Origin of the sequence: Rhodovulum sp. ES.010 (assembly GCF_900142935.1) — a bacterium.
Lineage (GTDB): Bacteria > Pseudomonadota > Alphaproteobacteria > Rhodobacterales > Rhodobacteraceae > Rhodovulum.
Window position 1 is genome coordinate 934,201 of sequence record NZ_FSRS01000001.1, and the last position, 14,471, is coordinate 948,671.

Below are 14,471 nucleotides of genomic sequence, written 5' to 3' on the forward strand. Positions count from 1 at the left end.
CGGGGCAGAAAAACGGAGGAACAGGCATGATCCGACGCATGGGCCTTGCGGCGATCGCAGCTGTCGCAATGCTGGCCGCCGGCATCGCCACCGCGCAGCAGGGCGGCCCCTTCGCGCCGCGCCTGTTCGTCAACGACAAGGCGATCACCAATTACGAGTTCGAGCAGCGCGTCCGCTTTGTCCGGCTGCTCGGCAACCCGCCAGACATCGAGACCGTCGCGCTTCAGGGGCTGGTCGACGACCGGCTGCGCATGGCCGAGGCCGAACGGCTGGGCGTGAGTGCCTCGCCCGAGGAGATCGAGGCCGGGATGGAGGAATTCGCCGCCCGCGCCAATCTCGGCGTGGAGCAGTTCATCGCCGCGATCGGTCAGGCCGGCGTCGCCGCCGAGACGTTCCGCGACTTCGTGGAGGCGGGCCTGACCTGGCGCCAGGTGGTGCGCGCGCGCTTCGGCCCGCGCGCCCAGGTCACCGAGGCCGAGATCGACCGGGCGCTGGCGATCACCTCGCCGCAGTCGGGCGCGGCGGGCGCGCAGGTCCTGCTGGCCGAGATCATCCTGCGCGCCGACACGCCCCGGTTCCGCGCCGAGGCCGAGGAACTGGCCGCCGAGCTTCGGTCCTCGATCCGCAGCGAGGCCGATTTCGCCGCCGCCGCGCGTCGCTACTCGGTCTCGCGCTCCCGCGATCAGGGCGGGCGGATGGGCTGGCTGCCGCTGGCCAACCTGCCGCGCCAGGTGGCCGGCCAGGTTCTGACGCTCGGTCCCGGCGAGGTCACCGCGCCCGTGGACCTGGACAACGCCATCGCCCTGTTCCAGCTGCGTGCGATCCGCGAAACCGGCGCGGCCCGGAGCCCAGAGGCCGTCGCGGTCGAATATGCCCGCTTCCTGATCCCCGGCGGATCGCTGGCCGAGGCCATGCGGGTGCGCGGCCGGGTCGACACATGCGACGACCTCTACGGCGTGGCCAAGGGCCTGCCCGCAGAACGGCTGTCGCGCGAGACCCGACCTGTGGCCGAGGTGCCCGACTCCGTGGCCATGGAACTCGCCAAGCTCGACGAGGGCGAGATCTCCTACGGACTGTCGACGCCCCAGACGGCGGTGGTTCTGATGCTGTGCGGACGCACGCCGGAGCTCGGCGAGGGCACGCTCGACCGCGAGACGGTGCGCCGGCAGCTGCTGAACCAACGGCTCGGCGGCTACGCAGAAAGCTACCTCGCCGAGCTCGAAGCCGACGCGATCATCCGCGAACCATGACCGACCTGCCCATCGCGCTCAGTTGCGGCGAGCCCGCGGGCATCGGCCCCGAGATCGCCGCCCGCGCGTGGGAAGCGCTGGGGGCGCGGCTGCCCTTTTTCTGGATCGGCGATCCGCGGCATCTGCCCGAGGGCACGCCGCATGCGGAAATTCACGCCCCCGAAGAGGCGCTGCACGTTTCGGCCACGGCCTTGCCGGTGCTGGCGCTGCCCTTCCCCGCCCCCGCCACGCCGGGGCGCCCGGCGCCGGAGAACGCGGCCGCGGTGATCGAGGCCATCGCCCGCGGCGTGGAACTGGTGCAGGCGGGCCATGCCGCGGCGATCTGCACCGCGCCGATCCACAAGAAGGCGCTGCAGGACGGCGCGGGTTTTGCCCATCCCGGCCACACCGAGTATCTCGCCCACCTTGCCGGCGTCGACCGCGTGGTGATGATGCTGGCCTGCGACGCATTGCGGGTGGTGCCGGTGACGATCCACATCCCGCTGGCCGAGGTCCCCGCCGCCCTGACCGCGGAGCTGCTCTCCGACACGATCCGCATCACCCATGCCGCACTGATCCGCGATTTCGGGATCGAGACGCCGCGCCTGGCGGTCGCGGGGCTGAACCCGCATGCGGGCGAAGGCGGCGCAATGGGGCGGGAGGAGATCGCGCTGATCGCCCCGGTGCTCGACCTTCTGCGCGCCGACGGGCTGGCGCTGGCCGGCCCGCTGTCGGCCGACACCATGTTTCACGCGGGCGCCCGGCGGGGATACGACGCGGCGATCTGCATGTATCACGACCAGGCGCTGATCCCGATCAAGACGCTGGATTTCGCCCGGGGCGTGAACGTCACGCTGGGCCTGCCCTTCATCCGCACCTCGCCCGACCACGGCACGGCCTTCGACATCGCCGGGCAAGGCCGGGCCGATGCCTCCAGCCTGATCGCGGCGCTGGAAACGGCGCGGCGCATGGCCCGGACGCGGGCCGCCACGGGCACGCTGTCGGACACGCAAAGCCGATGAGGAGGCCCACCGCCATTGAAGCGCCTTGCCGGACAGAATATCGCCCTTGGACGTATCGACCTGAGGACCAGAAGCGCTCTGCTCTTCGTGGTCTACGCGCTGCGCAACGCCGAGGAAACGCTGTTCATGCCGGGCTGGCTGGCTGCACAGCGACCCGACTTCCTGTGGCCGGGACCGGCGCAATACGCGGTTGCGGCGGCGCTGCTGACGCTGACCGGGGCGGCCATCGTCATCCTGTCGAACCAGGGGCGCCATTCCGGGGCCTGGGCGTGGATCATGGCGGTCTTCGCGGGCGCGCTGTTGATGGCCACGGTTGGCCAGGTGTTGATGTCGCTTGGCACCCTGAGCCTGATGCCGGGTGCGATAAGCGGGGTCGCGTTGCAGGCCCCGCTTGCGCTCTGGGTTTTGGCCGGGCTGGTCACACGCGGGCGGATCACACCGCGCGGCGCGGCGCTGGCGACGCTCGCGGGGCTGATGCTGACCCCGCTGGCCGCGGGCGGCGCGCTCCGGCTGGCCGCCGTGCTGATGGCCTGAGGCACGATCGATGAGCGCGATCGACGACCTGCCGCCGCTCCGCGAGGTGATCGCGGCGCACGGTCTCACGGCGAAGAAGGCGCTGGGCCAGAACTTCCTGCTGGACCTGAACCTGACCGCCAAGATCGCACGGGCCGCGGGCGACCTGACGGGCGCCGACGTGCTGGAGATCGGCCCCGGCCCCGGCGGGTTGACCCGCGGGCTTCTGGCCGAGGGCGCGCGGCACGTGCTGGCGGTGGAGAAGGACACCCGCTGCCTGGCCGCGCTGGCGGAGATCGCGGAGGCCTATCCCGGCCGGCTGACCGTGCTGAATGCCGACGCGCTGGAGGTCGACCCGCTGGCGCATCTGACACCGCCGATCAAGGTGGTGGCGAACCTGCCCTACAATGTCGGCACCGAGCTTCTGGTGCGCTGGCTGACGCCGCCCGCCTGGCCGCCGGTCTGGGACAGCCTCACGCTGATGTTCCAGCGCGAGGTGGCCGAACGGATCGTCGCGCACCCGGGCGGCAAGGCCTATGGCCGGTTGGCGATCCTCGCCCAGTGGCGGGCCGAGGCGGGCATCGCGATGCGGCTGCCGCCCGAAGCGTTCACGCCACCGCCGAAGGTCGCCTCGGCGGTGGTGCGCATCGACGCCCTGCCCGCACCACGCTGGCCGGCCGATCCGGCCGTGCTGGAGCGGGTGGTGGCCGCCGCGTTCGGGCAGCGGCGCAAGATGCTGCGTGCCAGTCTCAAGGGGCTGGCGTCCGATATGGAGGAGCGGTTGGCGGCGGCGGGAATTGCGCCCACCGACCGCGCCGAACAGATTCCGATCGAGAAATTCTGTGCCCTGGCCCGGGCTTTGACGCCCTGAGCCCGGGCGCCTCGCCTACTCGGCCGCCGGAGGCTGGGCCTTGGCGTCGGTCTCGCCGGCCTCGCTGTCGGCTTTGGGGGGGCGCGGCTTGCGCGCGCGGCGCGGCTTCTGCGGCTTCTCTGCCGGCGCCTCGCCTGTGTCGGGACCGCCTTCCGCGGGCTTTTCCTCAGGCGTCTCGACGAGGGTGCTTTCGGCCTCGTCCCCGCCCATGTCGATCACCTCGGCGGGCGAGCCCTCGCCCTGGCTGCTGCCCTGATCCTGCGATTGCTGCTCGCGGCGCGATTGATCGCCGCCTCCGTCGCCGCCGCGGCCCCGGCCTTGGCCTTGGCCGTCTTGCTGCTGCTGTTGTTGCTGCTGCTGCTCGCGGCGGGCTTCCTGCTCACGCTGGGCCTCGCTCAGAAGGCGGGCGTAATGCTCGGCATGCTGCTGGAAGTTCTCGGTGGCGACGCGGTCGTTCGCGAGCTGCGCGTCCCGCGCCAACTGGTTGTACTTGTCGATGATCTGCTGCGGCGTGCCGCGCACCTTGCCCTCGGGGCCCGAACTGTCGAACACCCGATTGACGATATTGCCCATCGAGCGCGAGCGGTTGGACTTCGAGCGCGAACGTGACTTGGATGGTCTCATGCGATTACTGGTTCCAGCCTTGTATTGGCGTCTCCGGATGGGCATTGCGCCCCCGGCGCGAACCGTGTCGCGCCCTTTTCCGGTTACGGTTGCCGACCTGTGTCTGGCTTGTACTGCGCCAAGGCGCCGTGTGAGGACGAACCCCTTCGGAGGCGCCATGCCATACGCGGGTCCGAGTAAACACGGCTCTTCGACCGTGACAAGTGGAAAATACACAGAATGCGGCGATTTGGCGAGTCCCTGAGAGGCGCGCGCAACGCAATGCCTGCCTCAAGACAGTGTCGCGCCGCATCCGGCCTCGACAACCCGCCCTCTGCCATCGAGATCGGGATGGACGCCCAGGATGTCAAGGCCGCTGCCCCGCAGAATGGCCGCGACGTCGCCGGCCTGGCCCGCGCCGGTCTCGACCAGCAGGCGGCCCTCGGGGGCGAGATGGGCCGGCGCGCCCGCGGCGATCGCGCGATAGCATGACAGACCGTCGGCCCCATCGGTCAGCGCGCCCCGCGGTTCGTGCGCCAGTTCGGGGGCCAGCCCGGCCATCTCGTGGGCCGCGATATAGGGCGGGTTCGAGACGATGAGATCGAACCGCTCGGGACGCGGCGGGTACCAGTCGGCCTCGAAGAACGCCGCCCGCTCGATGCCAACAAGACGTCGGGCATTCTCGCGCGCTACCTCCAGTGCCGGTGCCGAGACGTCCGTCCCGATGCCGGTTGCCCCGGGGCGTTCGGCCAGCAGCGTGAGCAGGATGCAGCCCGACCCGGTGCCCAGATCGAGCACGCGGGAAAACGGCCCGGACAGCGCGACCGCGATCAGCGTCTCGGTCTCGGGCCGGGGGTCGAGCACGTCGGACGTCACCCGGAAGTCGCGGCCATAGAACGCCCGCCGTCCGGTGATGTGCGACACGGGTTCGCGCGCCGCGCGCCGGACGAGCGCCGCGTCCAGCTTTGCCGCGGCGGCCTCGGTCAACGGTTCGGGCAGGACGAGCGTCAGCCGGCCGGGGTCGACTCGCAGCGCATGGGCCAGGAGCCGCCGCGCATCACGGGGCGCGTCGGGGACGCCGGCGGCGTTCAGGCGGCGCGTGGCACGGGCCAGCGCCTCGGCGCCGGTCATGCCTCCATCTCGGCGAGCTGGCCGGCCTGGTCGTCGGCGATCAGCGCGTCGATCACCTCGTCCAGATCGCCGGCCATCACCTGGTCGAGCTTGTAAAGCGTCAGGTTGATCCTGTGGTCGGTCATCCGCCCTTGCGGAAAATTGTAGGTGCGGATGCGTTCGGAGCGGTCGCCGGAACCCACCTGGGATTTTCGCGATGCGGCGCGTTCCTCTGCCGCCTTCTGGCGTTCGATGTCGTAGAGCCGCGCACGCAGCACCGCCATCGCGATCGCCCGGTTCTGGTGCTGCGACTTCTCCGACGAGGTCACGACGATGCCCGTGGGAATATGGGTGATGCGCACCGCCGAGTCCGTGGTGTTGACGTGTTGGCCGCCCGCGCCGCTGGCGCGCATCGTGTCGATGCGGATGTCCGACTGGGGCACGTCGACATCCACCTCCTCGGCCTCGGGCAGCACCGCCACGGTGGCCGCCGAAGTGTGGATGCGCCCGCCCGACTCGGTTTCGGGCACCCGCTGCACCCGGTGCACGCCGGACTCGTATTTCAGCCTTGCGAAGACCCCCTCGCCCTGCACGCTGGCCACCGCCTCCTTGATGCCGCCGAGCTCGGTCTGGGCCTCTTCAAGCATGGTGAATTTCCAGCCCTTCGCCTCGGCGTAACGCTGATACATGCGCAACAGGTCGCCCGCGAACAGCGCCGCCTCCTCGCCCCCCGTGCCGGGCCGGATCTCGATGATCGCGGGCTTGGCGTCGGCCGCATCCTTGGGCAGCAGCGCCAGGCGCAGAGCCTGCTCCATCTCGGGCAGTCGGGCGCACAATGCGGGCAGTTCCTCCTCGGCCAGCGCGCGCATCTCGGGATCGTCCAGCATCGCCTCGGCCTCGGCGATGTCGGCGCGCACGCGGCGATAGGCGGCGATCTCGTCGACCACCGGCTTCAACTCGGCGTATTCGCGGCCCAATTGCGCGAAATCCCCGCCCGCGCCCTCGGCGAGCTTGGCCTCGAGGAATTCGAAGCGGCGGGTGATCTGGTCGAGTTTGTCGAGGGGAAGCATGGCTTTCTGTCGCCCAAGCCCGGGCGGGGGTCAAGGCCCGGGGGCGGCGGCCGCGCACCCGCACGTGCGAGAAGCGGCCCGCCCTGCCCCGTCAGCCGTCGAGTCGTTGCCGCACGGCGTTCTGCCAGCGTTCCAGCCGGGCGGCGTTCACGCCCAGGTCGGACTGGCCGAAGCGCGAGCGCGAAAAGGCGGCCCAGGTGGCGCCGTCGTCCTTCGGCAGCACCTTGACCGAAATGTAGTCGGGAAAGCCGAAGATCCGCGAGCGCTGGACATAGGTCATCCACAGCGCGTCGGGGCTGCCGCCGATCCGTTCGGTGCGCGGCTCGTCCAGCGCGACCGCCTCGATCGCCTCGGCCAATGCCTCAGGGGGCACGTCATAGCCCGGCATGGTACGGTCACCGCCCTCTGGCCGCACGAGCACCGCGTTCGGCGTGTCTGGCTTGGCGGCGGTGATCGGATCGACATGCCAGGTTTCGGGATCGTCGGCGACCTTGCGGAAATAGACCGCGCCCGCCGCCGAGCCGATCAGAAGAATGACAACGAGATAGGTCAGGATTTTCATTTTTCTAAAGCCCTTTCTTCACGTCGGGTCCAGCCCCAGAGGCAGATCAGTTCGGTGACCACATGGGCGCCCGCGACCGCGGTGATGCCGCTCGGATCGTAGGGCGGCGAGACCTCGACCACATCCCCGCCCTTCAGGTCGATGCCGGCCAAGCCGCGCAGCATCGCCGCGGCCTGCGCGCTGGTCAGCCCGCCCCAGACCGGCGTGCCGGTACCGGGCGCGAAGGCCGGGTCCAGCGCGTCGATGTCGAAGCTCAGGTAGACCGGTGCGTCGCCCACGATCTCGCGGATCCGGGCGACCGTCGCGGCGGGGCCGTTCTCGTGCACGAAGGGCGCGTCGAGGATCGTTATGCCCATCGTATCGGGATTGTCGGTGCGGATTCCCACCTGCACCGAGCGCTCGACGTCGATCACCCCCTCGCGCACCGCCTTGCGGAACATGGTGCCGTGGTCGATGCGACCCGAGAGGTCGTCGGCCCATGTGTCGGTATGGGCGTCGAACTGGACGAGCGCGAGCGGGCCGTGCACCTCGGCATGGGCGCGCAAGAGCGGCAGCGAGATCGAGTGATCGCCCCCCATCGCGATGCAGCCCGCCCCGGCGGCGAGAATGTCCGCCGCATGGGCCTGGAGCACGCCGGGAAACTCCGGCACCGCGGCATAGTCGAACGCGACATCGCCGTAATCGACGATGTCGAACGCCTCCAGCGGATTGTAGCCCCAGCCATAGGGCGCGTCGCAGGCCTGCAGCGTGCTCGCCTCGCGGATCGCGCGCGGGCCCAGCCGGGTGCCGGGCCGGTTCGTCACCGCCTGGTCGAACGGCACGCCGGTGATCGCGAGGTCAACGCCGGACAGGTCCTTGGTCAAGGTCCGCCGCAGGAACGAGGGGACGCCGCCAAAGGCGTTCTCGTAGGACAGCCCCCGGTGCCCCTCGCGGGTGATCGCCGTGTCGACCTGCCGTTTCGCGTCGCCCAATGCCATTTGCCTGCCCTCCGCTCGCGCGCACGATAACGCGGCGCGCCGCGCACGCCAGCCCCCGCTTTACATCCGGGCGCGCATTTGCCCAACTCGGCCCGCACGAGACGGAGACCTCCATGCCCCCCACCGAATCCGATGCCCTCGTCCACGACCCAGAAGGCGGCACGCCGCGCCTCATCGAGATCATGCGCCGACTGCGCGACCCCGACACCGGCTGCCCCTGGGATATCGAACAGGATTTCGCCTCGATCGCGCCCTACACGATCGAGGAAGCCTACGAGGTGGCCGACGCGATCGACCGCGAAGCCTGGGGCGAATTGGAGGGGGAGCTTGGCGATCTGCTGCTGCAGACGGTCTATCACACGCAGATGGGCGCCGAGGCGGGGCTGTTTTCATTCGACTCGGTGGCGAACGCCATCGCGGACAAGATGGTCGCCCGGCACCCGCATGTCTTCGGCGATGAAAGCCGCGACAAGTCGGCCGAGCAGCAGACCCGCGACTGGGAGGCGATCAAGGCGCAGGAGCGCGCGCGGAAGGCCGCGCATGGCGTTCTGGACGACGTGGCGCTCGCGCTGCCCGCGCTGACCCGGGCGGTGAAGCTGCAGAAGCGCGCGGCGCGAGTCGGCTTCGACTGGCCCGAAATCGGGCAGGTCGTCGACAAGATTGCCGAGGAAGCGCGGGAACTGGCCGAGGCGCGGGAGCGAATGACCGCCGAAGAGGTCTTCGAGGAGTACGGCGACCTGCTGTTCGCCATCGCGAATCTCGCCCGGCACCTGGAGATCGAACCGGAAGAGGCGTTGCGCGCCGCAAACGCGAAATTCACACGCCGTTTCAAGGCCGTGGAGACCGATCTTGCCGCGCGCGGCAAGCGGCCGGAGGACTCCGACCTTGCCGAGATGGATGCGCTCTGGGACGCCGCGAAGCGGGCCGAGCGCCGCGGCGGCTGAATTTCCGACAGAAAGATTCGCCTATTGACCTGACCTTTTTTGTCAGCTTTGGTGCGACCTGTCGACGCGAACCACGAACAGGGAACCAGCATGACATTTCGCACCGGCTTGCTTGCCACCGCGGCTGCCGCAACCATCGCCCCGCCCGCGCTGGCCGATGTAAACATCTATTCCTACCGGCAGCCCGAACTCATCGCGCCGCTGCTCGATGCCTTCACCGAGGAGACCGGGATCGAGACGAACGTGGCGTTCCTGAACAAGGGCATGGTCGAACGGCTGCAGGCCGAGGGCGACCGCAGCCCCGCCGACATCATCCTGACGGTCGACATCTCGCGGCTGGCCGGCGCGGTCGAGGCAGGCGTCACCCAACCGGTCGAGAGCGAGGTGCTGACAGAGAATGTTCCGGCCGCCTATCGCGACCCCGGCAACGAATGGTTCGGCGTGACCACGCGGGCGCGGATCGTTTACGCCTCGAAGGAGCGCGTGGACCCTTCGGCAGTGACAACCTACGAGGATCTCGCCGATCCGAAATGGGAGGGGCGCATCTGCACCCGCTCGGGAACGCACCCCTACACGCTGGCGCTGGTCGCCGCCGTGATCCACCATCACGGCGAAGAGGCGGCGAAGACCTGGCTGGAAGGCGTCAAGTCGAACCTCGCGCGCAAGCCGCAGGGCAACGACCGCGCACAGGTCCGCGCGATCTGGGCGGGCGAGTGCGACATCAGCCTCGGCAACACCTACTACATGGGCAAGATGCTGGAGGACGAGGAACAGCAGGAATGGGCCAACGCGGTCAACGTGCTCTTCCCCGAGTTCGAGGACGGCGGCACCCATGTGAACGTGTCCGGCATCGCCATGACCAAAGCCGCGCCCAACCGGGACGACGCGCTGAAGCTGATGGAGTTCCTTGCCTCGTCCAAGGCCCAGGAAATCTATGCCGAGGTGAACTACGAATACCCCGTCGGCCCCGGCACCGAACCCTCGGAAACGGTCGCGGGTTGGGGTGATTTCACCGCGGACAACGTGAACCTCATGGAACTTGCCGAACTTCGCGGGGTGGCGCTGCGCCTCGTCGAAGAGGTCGATTTCGACGGCTGATCCTCCGCATGGCCGTCCGCCGGGGCCCCAGTCCGGGTCGGGGCACCGGCAGCGGCGCGGGCGCTTGCTCTCCCTGCGCGCCCGCGCCACCTTGATCCCATGACACGCAAGATCATCATCGACACCGATCCCGGCCAGGACGACGCGGTCGCGATCCTTCTGGCGCTGGCCAGCCCCGAGGCGCTGGAGGTCCTGGGAATCACCGCAGTCGCGGGCAACGTGCCGCTGTCCCTCACCCAGAAAAATGCGCTTATGGTCTGCGAGTTGGCGGGCACGGTTGATGTGCCGGTCCATGCCGGATGCGACGCGCCGCTGAAGCGGCCGCTCGTCACGGCCGAACATGTGCACGGAAAGACCGGCCTCGACGGGCCGGTGTTGCCCGCCCCTGCGATGCCGTTGCAGGACGGCCACGCGGTGGAGTTCCTGATCGAGACGCTGAGGCGCGAAGCCTCGGGCACGGTCACCCTCTGCCCGCTGGGCCGTTGACCAACATCGCCACCGCGATAACCGCTGCGCCCGAGATCGTGTCCCGAATCGCCGAGATCGTGCTGATGGGCGGCGCCTATTTCGAGGTGGGCAACATCACGCCGGCGGCCGAGTTCAACATCCATGTCGACCCGGAAGCCGCTGAAATCGTGTTTCAATCAGGCGCTCCGCTGACCGTCGTGCCACTCGACGTCACGCACAAGGCGCTGGTGACACCCGCGCGCAACGCGGCCTTCCGGGGCCTCGGCACCGAGGTGGGCGTGGCGGTCGCCGAGATGACCGATTTCTTCGAGCGGTTCGACAAGGCGAAATACGGCAGCGACGGCGCGCCGCTGCACGACCCCTGCGTGATCGCATATCTGCTGCGCCCCGACCTGTTCGCGGGCCGGCACATCAATGTCGAGATCGAGACCGAGGGCCGCTTTACCGCCGGGATGACCGTCGCCGACTGGTGGGGCGTGTCGGGCCGGGCGCCCAACGCGACCTTCATCGGCGACGTTGACGCGGACGGGTTGTTCGCGCTGCTGACCGAGCGGCTCGCGCGGCTGTGAGGCGCTACTTGTCGTCCCCGTCGCAAACGACCTTCTTTTCTTCCTTCTCGCCGTAGATCGCCTTCTTGGTCTCGATGTATTTCTGCAGCTTCTCGTCGAAGACCTTGTAGACCTCATAGCCGATGATCCCGACCACGATGATCGTCACGACCGCGCAGCCGACCATCAGCGTGTCCTTGCCGTCGTCCGGCACCGGCCGCAACCGTGCCAGAAACCACTTCGTCCGTGTCTCTTCGTCCAGCGCGCGGATCACCTCCAGCCGCGCCCGCCGGGCGGGGTCGTCCGCGACCGCCTCGATCAGGCGGTCCAGCACCACCTCGGCGTCCTTGACCGCGATCGGGATATCCACCGGCTGTTCGAGATCGACGCTCGTGATCTTCTCTGCCTGTTCCATGGAACGCTCCTTTCCACATATGACGTCCGCGGGACTGACCGACGGTCGCGCGCCGGGCGGCGCATCGCATTGACAGGCGTCATCGGGCGCGGCCCCACCTTGCCCTAAGGCCGGTCGGGCGTCATATCTGCTCCATGCGCGCGATATTCGACAATTCCTACGCCCGGCTGCCCGACCGGTTCTATGTCCGGCAGGACCCGGTCCCGGTGCGGGCCCCGAAACTCGTCAAGCTGAACGACGGCCTGGCCCGCGAACTCGGCCTCGATCCCGACGCCCTGGCCTCGCCCGACGGCGTGGCGGTCCTTGCGGGCAACGCCGTGCCCGCGGGCGCCGAGCCGCTGGCCCAGGCCTATGCCGGCCACCAGTTCGGGGGCTTCGTGCCGCAGCTCGGCGACGGGCGGGCGGTCCTTCTGGGCGAGGTCATCGACCGCGCGGGCCGCCGTCGCGACATCCAGCTCAAGGGATCGGGCCGCACGCCGTTTTCGCGCATGGGCGACGGGCGGGCGTGGCTGGGGCCGGTCATGCGCGAATACATCGTGTCCGAGGCGATGCATGCGCTCGGCATCCCGACCACGCGGGCGCTGGCCGCTGTCACCACCGGCGAGGACGTGATCCGGGAGGCGGTGCTGCCCGGCGCGGTGCTGACCCGTGTCGCCGAAAGCCATATCCGCGTCGGCACCTTCCAGTTCTTCGCCGCCCGCCGCGACACCGAGGGGCTGAAGACGCTGACCGAGCACGCCATCGCGCGCCACTACCCCGACGCGGACGGCCCGCTCGCCCTGCTCGACCGCGTCGTCGCCGCCCAGGCGCGGCTGATCGCACAGTGGATGGGCGTCGGCTTCATCCACGGGGTGATGAACACCGACAACATGAGTATCGCCGGCGAGACCATCGATTACGGCCCCTGCGCGTTTATGGACGGCTACCATCCGGACACCGTCTACTCCTCGATCGACCTGCATGGCCGCTACGCCTATGCCCGCCAAGCCGATGTCGGCGCCTGGAACATCGCGCAGTTCGCCTCCTGCCTGGTGCCGCTGATCGACCCGGATCAGGACACCGCCATCGAACGGGCGAGCGAGGCGCTGCACCGCTTTCCGGCGGCGTTCCGGGCCGCATGGCTGGCGGTGTTCCGCCCCAAGATCGGCCTTGCTGCCGAGGAAGAGGGCGATGCGGATCTGATCCACGCCCTGCTGGACCTGATGGCGGCGGAACGCGCCGATTTCACCAACACCTTTCGCGCGCTGGCCGGGGGCGCCGCACGCGGGGCGTTCCGCGACGTCGACGCTTTCGACCTCTGGGCCGAGCGCTGGACCGCCCGGCTTGCGCGCGAGGCGGACGGGCAAGCGGCGCAGACCGCGCGGATGCGGGCCGCCAACCCCGCGGTCATCCCACGCAACCACCGGGTGGAAGAAGCGATCCAGGCGGGGCTTGGCGGCGACTATGCGCCGTTCGAACGGCTTGTGAGCACCCTTGCGCAGCCCTTTGACGATCAACCTGAAAATTCCGGTCTCCGCGCGCCGCCCAAGCCCGACCAGGAGGTGCGTCAGACCTTCTGCGGAACCTGACCGCGACGGGGACGGTTGATCAGCACGAGCCCGGCGGCGACCAGCGCCAGCGAACCGAGGATCGCCGGGCCGACCCGCTCGCCCAGCAGCGCCCAGCCGAGGCCCACTCCGAAAACCGGCGTCAGGAAGCTGAAGCTCGCCACGCCCGCCGCCGGATACCGCGCAAGCAGCCAGAGCCAGGCGACGAAGCCGAAGCTGACGATCACCACGGTCTGGAAGCCGAGCCCCCAGAGGTGGACCGGCGCGAGGTCGCGCAGGAAAGGTCCGAAAAGCGGCGACAGCGCCAGCAGCACAGGCGCCGAGACGGCGACCTGCCAGAAAAGCTGCATCTCCGGTGCCACACGGTTCAGCGGCGTGGCGCGGGCGCAAAGCGCGATCCCGGCCCACGCGACCGCCGCGCCCAGCGCGCAGAGGTCGCCGGCAAGGCTCGCCTCGCCGCCGGGCCCGCCGCGGTCGACGATGGCCCAGGCGACGCCCGCGAAGGCCAGCGCCAGCCCGGCGGCCTTGCGCGGGGTGATGCGTTCGCCGGGCAGCAGGACATGCCCCGCCAGCGCCAGCCAGACCGGCATCGAGTAGAAGATGACCGAGCTGCGCGTCACGGTGGTCAGGTCGAGCGCAAGGAAGAGAAAGACGAACTCGACCGAGAACACCGCGCCGATCAACAGCCCCGCCCAGAGCGTGCCCGGCAGGATCCGCGGGGGGCGCCCACGCGCCGTCATCCACAGCGCCAGCACCAGCGCCGCCCCGGCCGAGCGCAACCCGGCCCAGAAGACCGGCTGCAAGCCCTCGTTCACCACCTTGATGACGACCTGGTTGAAGCCCAGCAGCGCCGAGAAGGCGACAAGCGCCGTCGCGCCGAAGGCGTCGATGCTCTGCTTTCGCTCCATAGTTCCCCCTTCCGCACGGACGCTGCACCTTTCGCCCGGGCGGGCGGGGTGTCAAGCCGCGGTGTCCCGCGGCCGAAATCCGGGTTGGCACGGCCCGGCGCGATCGCCTAAAACCCCCGCCAGGACCGGGAGCGAGGCGCATGAACGACACCATCGAAGCCCGCGCCGAGGCCAAGGGCCTGCGCATGACCGACCAGCGCCGGGTGATCGCCCGCGTGCTCGACCAGAGCGACGATCACCCCGATGTCGAGGAGCTCTACGGGCGCGCCAGCGCGGTGGACGCCCGCATTTCCATCGCCACCGTCTACCGCGCGGTCAAGCTGTTCGAGGAAGCGGGCCTTCTGGAAAAGCACGAATTCCGCGACGGTCGCGCCCGTTACGAGGATGCCGAGCGCGACCACCACGACCACCTGATCGACATGAATTCGGGCGAGGTGATCGAGTTCTGCGACCCCGAGATCGAGGCGCTTCAGGAGAAGATCGCCGAGAAGCTCGGCTACCGGCTGAAGGGGCACCGGCTGGAGCTTTACGGCGTACCGCTCAAGAAGAGCTGATTCCGGCTTTCCCCGGCCCGGGCCGCGGGGTA

The 14,471-nt window shown here is 69.5% G+C and carries 15 protein-coding genes and 1 pseudogene; 9 read left to right on the forward strand and 7 right to left on the reverse strand.

Annotated features, from left to right (window positions below; translation table 11 throughout):
• Window positions 1-26 precede the first annotated feature (26 nt).
• The 4 genes from BUR28_RS04675 to rsmA are packed head-to-tail and all read left to right on the forward strand — an operon-like array spanning window position 27 to window position 3,635.
• Window positions 27-1,250 (forward strand): peptidylprolyl isomerase, encoded by a 1,224-nt coding sequence (locus BUR28_RS04675; protein ID WP_074219072.1) that lies wholly within the window; start codon window positions 27-29, stop codon window positions 1,248-1,250.
• A complete protein-coding gene (gene pdxA / locus BUR28_RS04680; protein ID WP_074219073.1) occupies window positions 1,247-2,251 on the forward strand; it encodes a 4-hydroxythreonine-4-phosphate dehydrogenase PdxA in 1,005 nt (334 codons plus the stop codon). The genes BUR28_RS04675 and pdxA overlap by 4 nt, the downstream gene beginning before the upstream one ends.
• A 15-nt stretch (window positions 2,252-2,266) precedes the next feature.
• Window positions 2,267-2,785: an HXXEE domain-containing protein gene (locus tag BUR28_RS04685; protein ID WP_074219074.1), complete on the forward strand. Its 519-nt coding sequence runs from the start codon at window positions 2,267-2,269 to the stop codon at window positions 2,783-2,785.
• 10 nt (window positions 2,786-2,795) lie between these two features.
• Window positions 2,796-3,635, forward strand: a complete 840-nt coding sequence (gene rsmA, locus BUR28_RS04690) for a 16S rRNA (adenine(1518)-N(6)/adenine(1519)-N(6))-dimethyltransferase RsmA (protein ID WP_074219075.1) — start codon at window positions 2,796-2,798, stop codon at window positions 3,633-3,635.
• 15 nt (window positions 3,636-3,650) lie between these two features.
• Here rsmA and BUR28_RS04695 read toward each other — a convergent pair whose 3' ends face one another.
• The 5 genes from BUR28_RS04695 to speB form a co-directional block, all read right to left on the reverse strand.
• On the reverse strand, window positions 3,651-4,304 hold the full coding sequence (locus BUR28_RS04695; RefSeq protein WP_371441585.1) for a DUF4167 domain-containing protein: 654 nt from the start codon (window positions 4,302-4,304) through the stop codon (window positions 3,651-3,653).
• A gap of 225 nt (window positions 4,305-4,529) precedes the next feature.
• Window positions 4,530-5,369 (reverse strand): peptide chain release factor N(5)-glutamine methyltransferase, encoded by an 840-nt coding sequence (gene prmC, locus BUR28_RS04700; RefSeq protein ID WP_074219077.1) that lies wholly within the window; start codon window positions 5,367-5,369, stop codon window positions 4,530-4,532.
• Entirely contained in the window at window positions 5,366-6,418 is a 1,053-nt protein-coding gene (gene prfA, locus BUR28_RS04705) for a peptide chain release factor 1 (RefSeq protein WP_074219078.1), read from the reverse strand. The genes prmC and prfA overlap by 4 nt, the downstream gene beginning before the upstream one ends.
• Window positions 6,419-6,509: 91 nt before the next feature.
• A complete protein-coding gene (locus BUR28_RS04710) occupies window positions 6,510-6,980 on the reverse strand; it encodes a DUF1499 domain-containing protein (RefSeq protein ID WP_074219079.1) in 471 nt (156 codons plus the stop codon).
• On the reverse strand, window positions 6,977-7,957 hold the full coding sequence (speB, locus tag BUR28_RS04715; RefSeq protein WP_074219080.1) for an agmatinase: 981 nt from the start codon (window positions 7,955-7,957) through the stop codon (window positions 6,977-6,979). Before speB ends, BUR28_RS04710 begins: the two co-directional genes overlap by 4 nt.
• A gap of 113 nt (window positions 7,958-8,070) precedes the next feature.
• Between speB and mazG the strand changes: the two genes are divergently transcribed.
• The 3 genes and pseudogenes from mazG to BUR28_RS04730 all read left to right on the forward strand — a co-directional run bounded on the left by mazG (window position 8,071) and on the right by BUR28_RS04730 (window position 11,036).
• A complete protein-coding gene (gene mazG / locus BUR28_RS04720) occupies window positions 8,071-8,901 on the forward strand; it encodes a nucleoside triphosphate pyrophosphohydrolase (RefSeq protein ID WP_074219081.1) in 831 nt (276 codons plus the stop codon).
• Between the two features lie 90 nt (window positions 8,902-8,991).
• Window positions 8,992-9,999: a Fe(3+) ABC transporter substrate-binding protein gene (locus tag BUR28_RS04725; protein ID WP_074219082.1), complete on the forward strand. Its 1,008-nt coding sequence runs from the start codon at window positions 8,992-8,994 to the stop codon at window positions 9,997-9,999.
• A gap of 99 nt (window positions 10,000-10,098) precedes the next feature.
• Window positions 10,099-11,036: pseudogene (locus tag BUR28_RS04730) on the forward strand (nucleoside hydrolase).
• 4 nt (window positions 11,037-11,040) lie between these two features.
• On the opposite strand, the gene BUR28_RS04735 reads toward BUR28_RS04730, so the two are convergent.
• Window positions 11,041-11,430, reverse strand: a complete 390-nt coding sequence (locus tag BUR28_RS04735) for a hypothetical protein (RefSeq protein WP_074219083.1) — start codon at window positions 11,428-11,430, stop codon at window positions 11,041-11,043.
• Between the two features lie 134 nt (window positions 11,431-11,564).
• Between BUR28_RS04735 and BUR28_RS04740 the strand changes: the two genes are divergently transcribed.
• The gene (locus BUR28_RS04740) at window positions 11,565-12,998 is read left to right on the forward strand and encodes a protein adenylyltransferase SelO (protein ID WP_074219084.1); all 1,434 of its coding nucleotides are present in this window, start codon (window positions 11,565-11,567) and stop codon (window positions 12,996-12,998) included.
• On the opposite strand, the gene BUR28_RS04745 is transcribed toward BUR28_RS04740, so the two are convergent.
• A complete protein-coding gene (locus BUR28_RS04745; RefSeq protein WP_074219085.1) occupies window positions 12,977-13,885 on the reverse strand; it encodes a DMT family transporter in 909 nt (302 codons plus the stop codon). The two genes, BUR28_RS04740 and BUR28_RS04745, sit on opposite strands and share 22 nt — an antisense overlap.
• 140 nt (window positions 13,886-14,025) lie before the next feature.
• Here BUR28_RS04745 and BUR28_RS04750 point away from each other — a divergent pair, with 140 nt between their 5' ends.
• Window positions 14,026-14,439 carry a Fur family transcriptional regulator gene (locus BUR28_RS04750; protein WP_074219086.1) on the forward strand — a complete coding sequence of 138 codons (414 nt, stop codon included), beginning with the start codon at window positions 14,026-14,028 and terminating at the stop codon, window positions 14,437-14,439.
• Window positions 14,440-14,471 lie beyond the last annotated feature (32 nt).